Below are 13,771 nucleotides of genomic sequence, written 5' to 3'. Positions count from 1 at the left end.
TCAAGAAAATCAGAATACTCAAGAACGGGAGAAAGGCCGTGTCATTCTTCAAGTACGGCCTGGACTACATCGCCGAGTGCATAATGAACCCTAATCATATACCTAAATTCGACATCTTTCAAATTTTGTCATGTACTTAGCAAAATCTTATAAAACGATGAAGCAATAGAAGCAAGATTGACCTGACACTTTAATGATCCTCAAATAGAAAAGGACTGACCATTATTTTTGGCCAGTCCCAAACACATTTAATCAATTATAGAAAAAGTCATTCTTTATCGAAAATCAAGTCTTCCGCTTTGCAAAACTATTGCTTTTGCTCCACCCAAATGAGTTTGCTCGTATCGTAGCCGCGCGATTGTGCGCTCTTGAGCAGGAAATCCAATTCGTCTTGCGACAATTGCGGCGTGCGGCTCAGAATCCAAAGATAATTGTCTGTCTTGCTGCCGATTAAGGCGAAACGGTAATCAGGCGAAAGTTCAAGGACATTGTAATCCGAATAGAAAGACATAAAAAACGACACTTTCAGTTTGCCGGGAATTTTGTCATCAGGACGATAGGCCTTACCCACCGACTCCTTGTATTTTCCATCGAGGCTGTTTTTGTAGCCCGTGTTGGTCACTTTCACCATGCCGTCGGACTGAAGCGCGTAGTTGGCCATGCAACCCACAAGTCCACGCTCGAAACTGTGATCGAAACGGGCGATTTCGTACCAAGGACCCATGTAACGCTCAATGTCGAGTTCGGGAACCGTTTTGCTGACTATTTCCGTCTGTTTGCACGAAAACATGCCGAAAAGCAGGATGCTGCCGAAAAAAGGAATCATTTTCTTGTTCATAGTTGTTAGGTTTAAATTGGTTTGTTGTTTCGGAAGCATAACAAAAAAGCCGGCGAAAATGTTCACCGGCCGAAATTATCAAACGAATTAGTATCAAAGCAGTTTTTCCAAATCAGTTCTCAACTGTTCGGCATCTTTGAAAATAACTCCTTGAATACCAACGTTTTCTCCGCCTTTGATATTGTTCACATTGTCATCGATGAAAACGCTTTCTTCTGGCTTGATGTTGAAACGCCTAAGCAGGATTTCGTAGATTTCGGCATTGGGCTTCAGCACCTTTTCTTCGCCAGAAATCACACGTTCCTCAATCAAATCGAGAATCGGATATTTCGGACGAACCACGGCGAAGGTCTCAAACGACCAATTCGAAAGTCCCAAAATGCGGAATCCCCTACCCTTCAATTCCTTGATATAATCCTCCATGCCCGCTATTTGTCCACCAAGCATTTTATCGAACTCGCTGTAATACATCCTGATTTCCTTTTCCCATTCAGGATACTGCGCTACAAGTTCTGCGGTGCCTTCAGCCACAAGTTTTCCCGCATCGTGCTGAGCATTCCAAGGATAGGTGCAAATGTTGGTCAAAAACCATTCGGCTTTCTCCACATCGCCAAAATACGGATCATACAGGTAATGCGGATTCCAGTCCAAAAGGACACCGCCAAAATCGAAAATGATGTTTTTTATCATGAGTATGTATTGATTGTTATCAGTTATCAGTTTTCGGTTTTCAGTTTTCACACAACACTCGTCATCCAACACCAATTACAGCAAGGCGAAAAACGAAAGGCAAAAGCCGAGAAGGGCAACCATGACCATTATGCCAAGCAATGTGCCGAGGCAGCCCCATTTGCGGTCGCCATCAGGCAGTTTGTCGGAAATCAAGCAACAAATCAAGCCAACCAAAGGCGTGAAAATGGCCGAAAGCAAAAAGGCCCAGCCAAAGCCAATGCGTCTACGCGCTCCAACCAAACCAACTAAAACCGCTAATAATGAATCTGTTATAAGGCCAAAGATTAAGAGTGAAAGTGTCATCGCTAACTGAATTTGGGTGCAAAATTATCAAAATTTCGCAATATGGAATTTGTCAGTGTTTTTTTCCTATTTTTACACGACGTTAATGCAAAACAAAATGACCGATTCAATTGAAATAGAACAACATCCGTTTAAACCCTTTTTGCCATCAAATGCGAAAGTGCTGTTTATGGGCAGTTTCCCAACGTCGAAAAACCGTTGGTGCATGGATTTCTACTACCCGAATTTCATCAACGACCACTGGCGCATCGAAGGCGAAGTGTTTTTCTGCGACAAGAATCATTTCGTCGACCTGAAAAAAAAGTCGTTCAAGAAAAATGAAATCATGGATTTCCTGAAAGAAAAAGGCATAGCCTTCTACGACACGGCATCAGCCGTGCGCCGACTGAAAGAGAACTCATCGGATAAGTTTTTAGAAATTGTGGAAGCAACCGACATTCATGCTTTGCTGCGGCAGATTCCTGAATGTCGCGCCATAGCCGCAACGGGCGGAAAAGCCACACAGACAATTTGCGACTATTTCAAAATCAACGAATTACCAGCAGTTGGCGGTTCTGTTGCCATACCTGGTTATGACGGTTTGCGATTGTACCGATTGCCATCATCTTCCCGCGCCTATCCTTTGGCTTTCGAGAAAAAGGTTGAGGCTTACAGAAGATTCTTTGCTGCCACGATAGGCCTTTAAACGATGAATTTCGTATTTTTGCCGCTATACATTTTCTATGGAAAACACGACATCAGAAATACTTACTCTCGCTTTCAGAATGGGGCGAATGTTGCTTGAAAATGGCGGCGAAATAACCCGTGTACAGGAAATCATGGAACGGATTGCCTTTCATTATGGCGACACGGACCACAATTTTGTCATTATGACGAATGCCATATTCGTATCTGGAGACTCTTTTTCCAAGATGGAAACCATACCGATAAAAGGCGCACGGCTTGATAAGGTAATCGCCGTCAACCAATTGGCAAAAAGAATCGTTGCCGAAAACATGAGCATTGAAGAAGCCAACCGGTGTGCCAATGAGATTCGCGACCAAAAGGGATATGCCCTGAGACACCAAGTCGTTGCCGCTTTCCTCGGCTGTATCGGTTTTTGCGCCATTTTTGGAGGCAGCATAATCGACTGCTTAGCATCAGCTGTTTCGGGCAGCATTATGTTTTTCTTCGTTTCGGTTTTTGCCCTATTGTTTTATTCTAAACCCTTGTCGAACATTTGCGGTGGCATTCTGGCGACATTTCTGTGTGTCATTTTCCACAAAATTGGCTTTGGTGCTCACCTTGGCAATATGATTGTTGGGAGTCTGGTGCCCTTGATTCCGGGCGCGGCTTTCACCAACGGATTGCGCGATATAGCCAGCGAAAACTACCTTTCGGGCATCACCCGCATGATTGATGCCTTGATGGTATTTTTCTGCATCGCATTAGGTGTCGGCATTGCGTTTGTGACGGAATGTGTGCTTTCCCATTCCATGATACAGATGGTAAAACCTATCACTGACCAAATTACTGCACACATTCCCTGGCAGTTACTTGCTGCCTTTTTGGGAACTGCCGCATTTTCCGTATTGTTCGGCGTGCCAAAGCAATACTATCATGTAGTCGGCATAGTCGGCATGTTTGGCTGGTTCATTTATCTGCTATCCACTTACTACACTCCGCTCGACTCTGTTGGCGGAACGTTTCTTGCCACGGTTTGCGTAGCTTCATTGTCACATTTCTTTGCCGTAAAACTGAAATGTCCGAACATCGTTTTCCTTATCTGCGGCATTTTCCCCTTGATACCGGGTGGAGGGGTTTTCTGGAGTTCCTATTACTTGGTTTCAGAACAGATTCCTTTGGCCTTAAACGCCGGTTATACTGCTGTAAAAGTTACAATTGCCATTGTGTTAGGCATTATGGTGGCCAGCCTCTTCTATAAGAAAGCAATAAAAAACTTCTTCAACAATCTGAAAGCCTTAACGTTAAGAAAATAAGGAAATTTATCTGCTCTTTCAAGGTCTTATACTTCGATGATGACTGGCTCATGCTTTGTGTAAGGCAGGAATTTCTCAAACACGTCGCTCATTTTCAGTTTCATGAAACAAGTCTTGGTGCCGTCGGTGCAGGCAAACATTTCGCGCTCGGCAACATCCTTGTCGATGACGGCGGTGATTGCGTTTTCCTTGTCGTTGATGAGACTGAGCAAAGTGGTTGCACCCATTGGCGTTCCCAACTTTTCCAACAGCATTTCCTGAGGGGCAAACGATACGCGCGAAATGCCCAATGCGCCACAGAAGTCCTTGGTAATGAAAGGTTTTTCGGCTGTCGTAACAAACAAATGAAAGCGCGTTTGCTGACGATTGCACACGAAAATCGTCTTTACGACAGGACAATTCAAACCTTCGGAAATGAAGACGCAATCGTCCATCGTGGAGCCATCGTCGGTGTCGACACGCTCAAAGGCGATGCCCAACTGCTGCAGGGTTTCGTAAATATGCTGTTGCGTTTCGCTCAGAAACGTTGCTGGCGCCGTGGCCATGGGTTGACTTACATAGAATGACATATATATTGATTATTATTTCATACAATTCATTACGACACTAATCATCATTTCCTTTTCTTCAGGACGGCTTTCTGCTATCATAATCGTCAGTGCCACAAGAGTATAATCATCGATTGCCTTGTTGCCATCAATAAAAAGAGCCTGATTTTTATCCAGAAAATACAAGAACATTGTTGCGGCAATTCGTTTGTTACCATCAACAAAACTGTGGTTTTTTGTAACAAAATAAAGCAGATTGGCAGCTTTTTCCTCCAAAGTCGGATAAACATCCTGACCGCCATACGATTGATAAATATTGCCGATGCTACCTTTGAAAGAATCATCTTTCTCTATGCCAAACACTTCAGAATCATTGCCAAAGCGCATCGTGCCAATCACTTCACGGCACTCTTCGTATGTCAATGTATAAATGGCTTTATTTCCTTCCGGACGTTTCATTGACTGATGGTCATACGAATCCAACAAATTCAAGGCCTCGTTGTAATGTTCAATTACTGACAAGACTTGCTTGCTGTCCAAAGCATCTTGTGTGCGTTTCAACAAACGGATAACCTCCCCCAACTGCTCAATTCTTTTCTGATTGACAGCATAGCCATTTATGAGATACTGCTTCAAAATGGAATTTGCCCAACGACGAAAAACCACACCATTTTGAGACTTAACACGATAGCCAACTGAAATAATGACATCCAGATTATATACAGCTGTTGGTTTATACTTATAAAGAGTATTATGCAAAATTTGCATATTACTTTTTTCATCCAGTTCCTGCTCTTTGAAAATATTACGAATATGGCGAGTTATAACTGACTGATCTTTGCCAAAAAGAACACTCATTTGTTGCTGCGTCAACCACACCGTCTCTTTTTCCAACCTGACATCCAACTGTGTTTCTCCGTCAGGAGTCTGGTATATGATGATTTCTCCTCTGTCAGCCATTTTCAAAATGATTTTCTCAGCACCACCATAATATCTTCGGCATTCATTTTCTTGTAGCCGCCGCCTGGTGCCGTGGATTGTGCGATCAAAGGAAGCATCTCTTCAGTTACACCTATGTCTCTCAAAGTCTGCATGATGCCCAGTTCCTTAATGAATGTTTCCAAACGGTTGATACCTTCCAAGGCGATTTCATCCTCACTCCTGCCCTTTTCCTCGATATGCCAGACATTTTTCGCAAAGCGGACGAATTTCGGCAAACCATATTTAAAGATGTAACGATAATAGGCTGGCGAAATGATGGCTAACCCGATGCCGTGTGGACAATCGGTGTATGCACCTACCTGATGCTCAATCTTATGCACTTCCCAGTCCTGCGTTTTTGAAAGGCCTAAAATCCTGTTCAGGCCCATCGTGGCGCACCACATGATGTTGCTTCTTGCCTCGTAATCTTCAGGATTTATCAAAGCCTTCCTTGCCGCATTGATGAGCGAAAGCATCACGCCTTCGGTGAGATAATCGGTCGTGCAATCGTCGTCGCCACTGAAATATTGCTCCATGAGGTGAGAGAAAATGTCGTAAATGCCGCTGACCATCTGCCGTCGCGGAACTGTGTAGGTCAGTTCGGGATTCATGATGGAAAACTTAGGTGACAGCTCCCACAAAGGGAAAGTGCGCCCTATCTTGAGTTTCTTTTCCTCGTTGGTAATCACCGAAGTAGCATTCATTTCGGAACCCGTACCAGCCATTGTCAGTACGGCGGCAAACGGAACGGTTTTGTTGACGATTGAGCCGTTTTCCACCCAATAATATTGCCAAGCATCGCCCTCATAATAGGAACTGACGGAAATACCTTTCGTGCAGTCGATGACGCTGCCGCCGCCAACGGCAAGGATGAAATCGATGCCATTCTCGCGCACCATTCGGGCACCTTCCATGACTTGCGCATAACGCGGGTTGGAATTGATGCCCGGCAACTCAAAGACCATCTTTCCACATTCATGTAAGATATTCATTATCTGGCCGTGAAGTCCTGTCACTTTAATTGAATTCTTACCATAAACCAGCAAGACGTTTTTGCCGTATGACTTGAGTTCTTCGGACAAATGACTCATTGCCGATTTGCCGAAATGAATCCTCGTGGGATTTTCGTAGGTGAAATCATAAATCATAATTGCATCCTTTTCAAATAAAACGCAAAGATAGTCAAAACATCATTGCCATCAATCTTTCTGTTTTGGAAAAGGCCGTTGGTGGCTTTGGTTTGTGAAACCAAGCATTTTCAATCTGTCAGCCTGAAATTGTATGCGTATCGCAAAAACAAACTATATTCGACACCAATACCCGTGGCGGCGGATTCGCCATGCTTCGAATAATCGTATGCCATAACGCCAAAACTTATGTCGGAACGACGAACTGAAACGCCCAATTGGAATGTGCCAAAGTGACCAGCATAATTGGCATAATATGAATCCTTATACATAGTCAGGCCGACATTCAAGCCAAACTGCGCCTCCGCAAACAGCGCGACTGACTTTTTTAGGAAAACATATTTCACATCAGCATATAGCGGCAGGGAACAACGTCCGCCTTGAGCCTCACCTAAATGATTGGAATACATAAAGTTAAATCCTAATCCAGCGTCCAATTTCGGATTTATCTTATAATAGGGTATAGCCGAAACGCTATAGGTATGAAGCTGATAAACGGATGCCGATCCCCCAAGTTTCAGTCCGAAATAACCCTTATCGCTCAAATCGTTTTGGGCATGTAACGAAATGGCAGCTAACAAAAAACAGAGTGAAAGCAAACACTTTTTCATGATTTAAGATTTAAAGATTTAAGATTCAAAGATTTAAAAATATAATGAATATTGATGGATATTTCTCATTTCCTAACCAACCTGCAAATCTACAAAAAATTGTATTTTCGCAGCCGAATATGCGTAAATCGGTCGTCACATATTGCCTGATATTGTTGCTTTCAATCCTTGGCGCAAAGGCTTTCTGCCAGTCGGAAGGTTTGCTGAACGACCCTATCCTACCCGATTCCCTGCTGAATGACAGGCACTTATCATATCAATATTACAAGGATCATTTTTGGGATAATTGTCAATTGAACGACAGTTCGCTTTATGGCAATCAGGCATACGCCAATCGCATAGATGCCTTTTTCGACAAAGTGGTGGCGCCTCTGCCCGATTCCATCAATGCGGAAATCGACAAACTTATCGGAAAAATCGGCAATAAAGCCGTGCGCGATTTCACACTTTGGTATCTGCTTGGCAAATACGAGCACCCCGAATACATGACCCAAGATCAGGTTTCCATCCATCTTGCCGATCATTATTTCCTTGTTGACGACAGCATAGAAGGCCTTAATGAAGCCAACCGGTTTTTCATCGCAACCCAATCCGGCAACCTGAAAAGGTTAGCACTTTTTCAAAAAGCACCTGAATTATGTTTGCGTAATACAAAAGGACAATATATTGAAACACAAAGCATTGAAACTGATTACTTAATCCTTTTCTTCTATGACCACGAATGTGAAGTCTGCCAAGCTGATGCCAAGGATTTGAAGGATTTGGTGCAGCACAGAAACGATGTTAAAGTCTATGCCGTTGACATGCATTACAATTTTCAGCCCATCGATGAAAGCTTTATTAACGTCAGCGCCATGTCATCGCGCGGCCTCGACCCCATCGACGCCTATTGCATCGAAAACACACCTTTAATATATGTTTTAGACCAGGAAAAACGCATTATTGCGAAAAAAATCAAGGCGGAACAAATCGGTTTGTTTTTGAAATGAAGTGGGAAGTGAAAAAGTTAGGAGTGAGAAAATAGGAGTTAGGAGGATTTAGCTCCCTGAGCTTGTCGAAGGGACGGCTCAATGGTTTCAAAGAGGAAAATTAAAAGAAAGGAAGAAACAGGATTTTCGGGCACACATACGCCCTGAAAGGGCAGCTTAGATAAGCAAAAGGCAAAGCAAGCTTGCGAGCGACACCTTTTGCGGATAGAAAAAAAAGATTCAGAAGTTTCAAAATGGCACCAAAAATTGTTCAAATCTCATTTCGACAGGCTCAATGAGCGGGAATCTCGAAAACCTAGAAATCTCGTAGCCTCGCAATCCATAAGTCTAACTGTTCAATTGTCTAAATGTCAAAATAGTCCAATATGAAAGAAAACATCACATATAAAGACTTAGATTTCAGAGTCATAGAACTCGACGAAGAATATTTTCACTGCACGTTTCAGCACTGCGATTTCACGGAAATCATCTTTGGCAAAGTGAATTTCGAGGCCTGCCGTTTCATTTCCTGCAATTTCAGTCTGTGCAAAATGTCGGGCACATCGTGGAACAAGGTCGCTTTTGAGAGTTGCAAGCTGACGGGAGCGAATTTTTCGGCTTCCAACAAGTTTACTTTCAGCGTGGCTTTCAGCGATTGCAACTTGCAATACACATCTTTTCAAGGTCTTACCATGCAAGGTACGCATTTCGACAAATGCCGCATCATTGAGGCTGATTTCGGACAGTGCAACCTGAAAAAATCCGTCTTCAAGGATTGCGACATGAAGCGTTCCATCTTCCTGAAAACCAATTTGGAAGAAACTGATTTCAGCACGGCCTTCAACTATCTCATCAACCCAAACGAAAACCGCTTGAAGAAAGCCAAGTTCGCCTTGCAGGGTCTGCCCGGACTGCTTGCAGTTTACGGAATTGAAGTGGTTTGATTTCACAAAACCTTCAAAACTTTTCCAAAACCATTATCTCAAGTAATGGAGCAGCCAACTGGTCTGCTCCAACGGCAAGCGGTTGCATTCCGTTTCCTCTTTTGAGTTTTGTCATGGTTTTGTGAGTTTTGTGAAAACCAAATTTTCCTATTTTTGCGCAAAATTTACAGCCATGCAAGTCAACATCATGAACGAAGATACGATTTGTGCCATAGCCACCGCACACGGCATGGGCGCCATTGCCGTCATCAGGATTTCGGGCAGCCACGCCTTCCCTATCGTCGCACAGCTTTTTCAGCAAAACGGCAAAGCCTTCGACATGGACAAAATGCTGTCGCACAAGGCTTATTTCGGTCAGATTATGGATGGTGACGAGATGCTTGACGAGGTTTTGGTGACATTTTTCAAAGGCCCACATTCCTTCACGGGCGAAGACTCCGCTGAAATCAGCGTGCATGGCTCCGTGTTCATCCAACAGCGTCTGTTGCAGGCACTTATCGCAAAAGGCTGCCGCATGGCCGAGCCTGGCGAGTTCACCCGCCGCGCTTTCGTCAACCGCAAGTTCGATTTGGCGCAGGCCGAAGCCATCGCCGATCTCATCGCTTCACAAAATGCCGCCGCACATCGCGTGGCCATGAACCAAATGAAAGGCGGCTTCTCAAACGAACTGAAAATGCTACGCGACAAATTGTTGGAAATCACCGCCCTGATGGAACTGGAACTTGATTTCAGCGAAGAAGACGTGGAGTTTGCCGACCGCTCCCAACTTAATATGCTCCTCGACCAAGCCGTTGCACACATTACCCACCTGACCGAGTCTTTCCGTATGGGCAATGCCATCAAAAACGGCATTCCCGTAGCCATCGTCGGCGAGACCAACACGGGCAAAAGCACCCTGCTCAATGCCCTGCTTGGCGAAGAACGCGCCATCGTAAGTGAAATTGCCGGCACGACCCGCGACACCATTGAAGAGACGCTCAACATCGACGGTACTTTGTTCCGTTTCATCGACACGGCCGGTTTGCGCGAGACAGATGAGACCATCGAGAAAATCGGCATTGAACGCAGTTATAAGAAACTTTTTGAAGCCGACATCGTCATTGGGATGCTGGATGCCACAAAAGATTACGGCGACATGCGCGAGGCAGCACGCAACATTCTGGAAAAGACCGATTTAACCAAGCAGACGTTTTTCATTCTTCTTAATAAAATCGACAAAAAAGAACTCAACGCTGCCATTTGCGACCGCCTGCGCTACGATTTGCAGATCGAAATCGGACGCACCGAAATCATGCTCATCTCCGCCAAACAAGGCATCGGTTTGGAGGAATTGCGTTCAAAACTAAGCACTTGCAAAAGCGACTTTGATGCCAATGCCACTTTGGTCACGAACCTGCGCCATTACGAGGCCTTGCGCAACGCTTTGGAGAGTCTAAAGTCCGTAAAACAGTCGCTTGCCGACAACATCCCTACCGACTTGGTGGCGCAAGACCTGCGCATCGCCTTGCATCACTTGGGCACAATCACGGGCGAAGTGACGACGGATGAGGTGTTAGGAACCATCTTTTCACGTTTCTGCATCGGAAAGTAGTCTTTCAAAACAATGCAAAACAAAAGTAAAACAAAATCACATTAAATTAACTATTTATACTTTTTCCATATTACTTCTTTTGTGTTTAGTTTTACATTTTCTTTCATATTTTTGCTGCCGAATTGTTACTCACTTTTATCAGGTAACAAAAACGTAACAACAATTAGAAATGGGAAACACAAGAAAAGAACCTGTCAGAATCAGAACAAAAAAACTTGCAAATGGCAACCTCTCATTGTATCTTGACATATATTACAATCAGAAACGTTCATACGAGTTCCTTTCGCTATATCTGATACCAGAAAAAAAAGACTGACAAAAAGACAAACGAACAAACATTGCAACTTGCAGAAGCAATAAAAGCAAAACGCATTGTCGATATACAAAACCATAGATTTCTGATATTCTATCGGTTGCAAAAATATCTTCTTTCCTCTCCGATAAACTCAACTAATCGTGTATCTTGCGTGCATATTGCGTGCTGATAGATTTCTCCTATCTGACTTGTCGTATCGTTGTCAATGTCGGATATAATCTTGCATACGGCAAGTTTCACCATATCGGATTTCAGGCGAAATTCTGTGCTTCTCCTTGTAGAGTACTGCGTGAACATCCTGCTGATTACCGATTTCCTTGTGCGTCCGAAACGCAAGGCAAGCCTGTCGGTTGAAACTCCGAGCATTACGCAATGATAGACAGTGATATAGCGGGCATCGACAATGTCCGTCATCTTGCTATCACCCAAGATGTCCGAGACCGACACTCCCGTCACCTTGCCGACCTCGCCAATCACTATGTCTATCAGGTCTATCATAACTTCACCCACTCTATCTTTGTGCAGTACGGCTTGCCAACATTTGTAGTGGAAGCCTTTGCGCTATATCCGCTTGCCGAAACGTACGCTTTTAGGAACACTTCCATTTCGTTTTGCGTTTCGTTGTTTATGATTGCGCTTAGATACATTGTCACGGCATCGGTTGCCGTGTGTTCTGCAGACGAAAATACAGTTTCCGGCTTACCGTCATCACAGAGCCATGCCGTAATGGATGTCCTTGTTCCAGATGTGCCTCCGAACTGCACCTGTGCCATTACAAGCACCTTTCCTGTCGGTATTGCAATATGAAGTACTTCGTTATCACCAACCGAAAGCGCAATGTCGTAATTAAGCAATCTAATACCTGTCTGCGGTGTCTGAGGTGTCGGTTGTTGCCCTTGGCTTACATTTCCTACAAGATACAACTTTCGTGTGTTGGTGTCAAACGAAAGCATATACAGGCCGACAGGCAATGCCGATGCCGTTACGGCATTCGCACCTACATACAATGTCCTTGCCTCTCCATATATGTTGTCGACCTTCACGATGTCTGTTCCGTATGCCGTTATGTCTTGCGCAACGTTGAGCATGAAAGCGCCCTTGAACGGACTCCGTATGCCGAACCATGTGCCTTCGAAGCCAAGCAGGATCTCTCCACTTGAATGTGTCGCTGTCTGCGTCACCAATGTAACGATGTTCTCCATTGTCATTTCTCCTTTCTTATTCCAAGAATGCCGCGCAAGACAGAAGTAGGCCTTATCATCTTGCGGTTCGTTATATTCAGTTTGTAGGTGTAACCGTCTATCAGGTCAAGTTCCACCGACACGATGCGTTTCTTCAAGGTAGGCGCATATTCGCTCAATATGTCGTTGAACTGAATGCCATCGAACACATTGAACCTTACATTTTTCCGTTTCACGAAATCCCTTGCGACCGATATTTCATAGTCAACCTTTTCGGCCACTTCGCCCATATAGTCGACTGCTGCACGCCACAATGCGTTTTCAGCAGAATAGTCATCTTCGCTGCCGTCCTGATAATAGGTGTATTGCGGCGGCATATTGATGTCCTCGATGATGAACTTGTCGCCAATGTTGCAGATGATGTCATTATTTGGCACATGGTAGCCTTCAACTTCCTCGTTGTCCTCGTTGACGACATTGAGCGTGACGTAGCTATATGTAATCCCGTCTTTGGTCCTCTCATAGTAATCGTGCATGGTTAGCTGATAGCCAGCCAAGTCGCCAGTCTGAAACGTGAACTTCGCCGAAGTTCCGCCTTGAAGGTACTTGCTCTTCCCGACGTAGTAATCCGTGTATCTTCCTCTCCTTTCAAGCGTGTCCGAATAGCCGTAGCCGCGCATCGACAGCCATTCGGCATAGTCGGGGAAGTCTTGCAAGTCGTCTGCGTCCATTATCGGCACATCATCGAAGTCGTACCGTTCCCATTTGCCCTTTATGTCAAATAGCTTTGCCTTGGGTATCACAAGCATAAGGAACCAACTTCGGTCAATGTTTCCTGGAGATGGCGCAACCATATATCTGTCGCAACTCCCGTCAAGCACGAAAGGATTGCTCGCAGGATAGATTTCATCCATTATCTTCACTTCCTCGCAAGGTGTATTTGATATTCCAAGCTGAAAATTGGTCTGCACGAATTGCGCAAAGTCAATGTAGCTGTCTTCTCTATCGCGATTCGGCAAACATAGACGTGTATTGCGGTAGTACTGCGGAAGGTTGCTGCTTCCGCCAAAGAAATAGATGCGGCTCGGAATGTTGCTCTCGTCTGCATACTTTCGCACTATGCTATGAATGCCGCCACCACGGCCAAAGCCAAGATTGTGCAATGTGTGCGAAGCGTCAAAGGTGTCTTTCAGCCTCATCTTGATGACGCCACACACACGCATTGCGCCATCGGCGAAACCGATGTCATTTGCTCCAACTTCAACCACGAACTCCCAGCCTTGCCAGTTGTCCATCAGATCCTGCAATACGGCAAGGCAGCTGCGGTCTTCGTAAGTCAGCAACTGGTATTCGGTAGGATAGTCGTCGGAGGTAGGCTCACCCGATGGCGGTGTGATAGGTACAATCTGCCAGCTGCTCTGAACTTCCTGCACGGCACGGAAAGTAATTTCTACTCCCTTAATTCCGCACACCTGTAATAGATTAAAAGGAATAAAATCCTGAGCAACAAAAAGTTGCCCAGGACATTGCCATGTCAGGAATTTCACCTATCTTAGTGGTGGAAAAACAAAACAAGCAAAAGACTGACAGAC

16 protein-coding genes are annotated in these 13,771 nt (G+C 44.6%); 6 read left to right on the top strand and 10 right to left on the bottom strand.

From position 1 onward, the window contains the following. Positions 1 to 307: 307 nt before the first annotated feature. The 3 genes from AC06MN_RS05200 to AC06MN_RS05190 all read right to left on the bottom strand — a co-directional run bounded on the left by AC06MN_RS05200 (position 308) and on the right by AC06MN_RS05190 (position 1,873). Entirely contained in the window at positions 308 to 838 is a 531-nt protein-coding gene (locus AC06MN_RS05200) for a lipocalin family protein (protein ID WP_475671296.1), read from the bottom strand. Positions 839 to 931: 93 nt separating this feature from the next. After that, the gene (locus tag AC06MN_RS05195; protein ID WP_475671295.1) at positions 932 to 1,528 is read right to left on the bottom strand and encodes an HAD family hydrolase; all 597 of its coding nucleotides are present in this window, start codon (positions 1,526 to 1,528) and stop codon (positions 932 to 934) included. Positions 1,529 to 1,603: 75 nt separating this feature from the next. After that, on the bottom strand, positions 1,604 to 1,873 hold the full coding sequence (locus tag AC06MN_RS05190; RefSeq protein WP_475671294.1) for a hypothetical protein: 270 nt from the start codon (positions 1,871 to 1,873) through the stop codon (positions 1,604 to 1,606). Positions 1,874 to 1,970: 97 nt separating this feature from the next. Between AC06MN_RS05190 and AC06MN_RS05185 the strand changes: the two genes are divergently transcribed. Together AC06MN_RS05185 and AC06MN_RS05180 are read left to right on the top strand one after the other, a co-directional pair. Then, positions 1,971 to 2,558: a uracil-DNA glycosylase family protein gene (locus AC06MN_RS05185; RefSeq protein ID WP_475671293.1), complete on the top strand. Its 588-nt coding sequence runs from the start codon at positions 1,971 to 1,973 to the stop codon at positions 2,556 to 2,558. Positions 2,559 to 2,595: 37 nt separating this feature from the next. Next, on the top strand, positions 2,596 to 3,852 hold the full coding sequence (locus tag AC06MN_RS05180) for a threonine/serine exporter family protein (protein ID WP_475671292.1): 1,257 nt from the start codon (positions 2,596 to 2,598) through the stop codon (positions 3,850 to 3,852). A gap of 26 nt (positions 3,853 to 3,878) precedes the next feature. Here AC06MN_RS05180 and AC06MN_RS05175 read toward each other — a convergent pair whose 3' ends face one another. The 4 genes from AC06MN_RS05175 to AC06MN_RS05160 form a co-directional block, all read right to left on the bottom strand. After that, positions 3,879 to 4,421, bottom strand: a complete 543-nt coding sequence (locus AC06MN_RS05175; protein WP_475671291.1) for a YbaK/EbsC family protein — start codon at positions 4,419 to 4,421, stop codon at positions 3,879 to 3,881. Between the two features lie 12 nt (positions 4,422 to 4,433). Further along, positions 4,434 to 5,360 carry a virulence RhuM family protein/type II toxin-antitoxin system death-on-curing family toxin gene (locus tag AC06MN_RS05170; protein WP_475671290.1) on the bottom strand — a complete coding sequence of 309 codons (927 nt, stop codon included), beginning with the start codon at positions 5,358 to 5,360 and terminating at the stop codon, positions 4,434 to 4,436. Between the two features lie 2 nt (positions 5,361 to 5,362). Continuing rightward, positions 5,363 to 6,529: an iron-containing alcohol dehydrogenase gene (locus AC06MN_RS05165; protein WP_475671289.1), complete on the bottom strand. Its 1,167-nt coding sequence runs from the start codon at positions 6,527 to 6,529 to the stop codon at positions 5,363 to 5,365. A gap of 110 nt (positions 6,530 to 6,639) precedes the next feature. Beyond that, positions 6,640 to 7,179, bottom strand: a complete 540-nt coding sequence (locus AC06MN_RS05160) for a hypothetical protein (protein ID WP_475671288.1) — start codon at positions 7,177 to 7,179, stop codon at positions 6,640 to 6,642. A gap of 119 nt (positions 7,180 to 7,298) precedes the next feature. Here AC06MN_RS05160 and AC06MN_RS05155 point away from each other — a divergent pair, with 119 nt between their 5' ends. The 4 genes from AC06MN_RS05155 to AC06MN_RS05140 all read left to right on the top strand — a co-directional run bounded on the left by AC06MN_RS05155 (position 7,299) and on the right by AC06MN_RS05140 (position 10,998). Beyond that, on the top strand, positions 7,299 to 8,168 hold the full coding sequence (locus AC06MN_RS05155; RefSeq protein WP_475671287.1) for a DUF5106 domain-containing protein: 870 nt from the start codon (positions 7,299 to 7,301) through the stop codon (positions 8,166 to 8,168). Positions 8,169 to 8,533: 365 nt separating this feature from the next. Beyond that, on the top strand, positions 8,534 to 9,091 hold the full coding sequence (locus tag AC06MN_RS05150) for a pentapeptide repeat-containing protein (RefSeq protein ID WP_475671286.1): 558 nt from the start codon (positions 8,534 to 8,536) through the stop codon (positions 9,089 to 9,091). A 172-nt stretch (positions 9,092 to 9,263) separates the two neighbouring features. After that, complete coding sequence (gene mnmE, locus AC06MN_RS05145) at positions 9,264 to 10,682, top strand: tRNA uridine-5-carboxymethylaminomethyl(34) synthesis GTPase MnmE (RefSeq protein WP_475671285.1); 1,419 nt, start codon at positions 9,264 to 9,266, stop codon at positions 10,680 to 10,682. A gap of 169 nt (positions 10,683 to 10,851) precedes the next feature. Next, entirely contained in the window at positions 10,852 to 10,998 is a 147-nt protein-coding gene (locus AC06MN_RS05140; RefSeq protein ID WP_475671284.1) for an Arm DNA-binding domain-containing protein, read from the top strand. A 90-nt stretch (positions 10,999 to 11,088) separates the two neighbouring features. Here the strand turns inward: AC06MN_RS05140 and AC06MN_RS05135 are convergent, their stop codons facing one another. Genes AC06MN_RS05135 through AC06MN_RS05125 form a run of 3 tightly spaced genes read right to left on the bottom strand, consistent with a single transcriptional unit; the run spans position 11,089 to position 13,651 of the window. After that, entirely contained in the window at positions 11,089 to 11,496 is a 408-nt protein-coding gene (locus tag AC06MN_RS05135; RefSeq protein WP_475671283.1) for a hypothetical protein, read from the bottom strand. Further along, a complete protein-coding gene (locus AC06MN_RS05130) occupies positions 11,493 to 12,200 on the bottom strand; it encodes a hypothetical protein (RefSeq protein ID WP_475671282.1) in 708 nt (235 codons plus the stop codon). Before AC06MN_RS05130 ends, AC06MN_RS05135 begins: the two co-directional genes overlap by 4 nt. Positions 12,201 to 12,202: 2 nt before the next feature. Continuing rightward, entirely contained in the window at positions 12,203 to 13,651 is a 1,449-nt protein-coding gene (locus AC06MN_RS05125; protein WP_475671281.1) for a hypothetical protein, read from the bottom strand. Positions 13,652 to 13,771: the final 120 nt, after the last annotated feature.

The sequence above is a fragment of the Candidatus Limimorpha sp. genome (assembly GCF_056203535.1).
This window is presented reverse-complemented; position numbering and strand designations above follow the sequence as displayed.

Coding starts and splice junctions, on each gene's coding strand:
- AC06MN_RS05195 (WP_475671295.1), bottom strand. CDS start 1,528: ATGATAAAAAACATCATTTTCGATTTTGGCGGTGTCCTTTTGGACTGG.
- AC06MN_RS05175 (WP_475671291.1), bottom strand. CDS start 4,421: ATGTCATTCTATGTAAGTCAACCCATGGCCACGGCGCCAGCAACGTTT.
- AC06MN_RS05155 (WP_475671287.1), top strand. CDS start 7,299: ATGCGTAAATCGGTCGTCACATATTGCCTGATATTGTTGCTTTCAATC.
- AC06MN_RS05130 (WP_475671282.1), bottom strand. CDS start 12,200: ATGGAGAACATCGTTACATTGGTGACGCAGACAGCGACACATTCAAGT.
- AC06MN_RS05180 (WP_475671292.1), top strand. CDS start 2,596: ATGGAAAACACGACATCAGAAATACTTACTCTCGCTTTCAGAATGGGG.
- AC06MN_RS05185 (WP_475671293.1), top strand. CDS start 1,971: ATGACCGATTCAATTGAAATAGAACAACATCCGTTTAAACCCTTTTTG.
- AC06MN_RS05150 (WP_475671286.1), top strand. CDS start 8,534: ATGAAAGAAAACATCACATATAAAGACTTAGATTTCAGAGTCATAGAA.
- AC06MN_RS05200 (WP_475671296.1), bottom strand. CDS start 838: ATGAACAAGAAAATGATTCCTTTTTTCGGCAGCATCCTGCTTTTCGGC.
- AC06MN_RS05165 (WP_475671289.1), bottom strand. CDS start 6,529: ATGATTTATGATTTCACCTACGAAAATCCCACGAGGATTCATTTCGGC.
- AC06MN_RS05170 (WP_475671290.1), bottom strand. CDS start 5,360: ATGGCTGACAGAGGAGAAATCATCATATACCAGACTCCTGACGGAGAA.
- mnmE (WP_475671285.1), top strand. CDS start 9,264: ATGCAAGTCAACATCATGAACGAAGATACGATTTGTGCCATAGCCACC.
- AC06MN_RS05190 (WP_475671294.1), bottom strand. CDS start 1,873: ATGACACTTTCACTCTTAATCTTTGGCCTTATAACAGATTCATTATTA.
- AC06MN_RS05135 (WP_475671283.1), bottom strand. CDS start 11,496: ATGATAGACCTGATAGACATAGTGATTGGCGAGGTCGGCAAGGTGACG.
- AC06MN_RS05140 (WP_475671284.1), top strand. CDS start 10,852: ATGGGAAACACAAGAAAAGAACCTGTCAGAATCAGAACAAAAAAACTT.
- AC06MN_RS05160 (WP_475671288.1), bottom strand. CDS start 7,179: ATGAAAAAGTGTTTGCTTTCACTCTGTTTTTTGTTAGCTGCCATTTCG.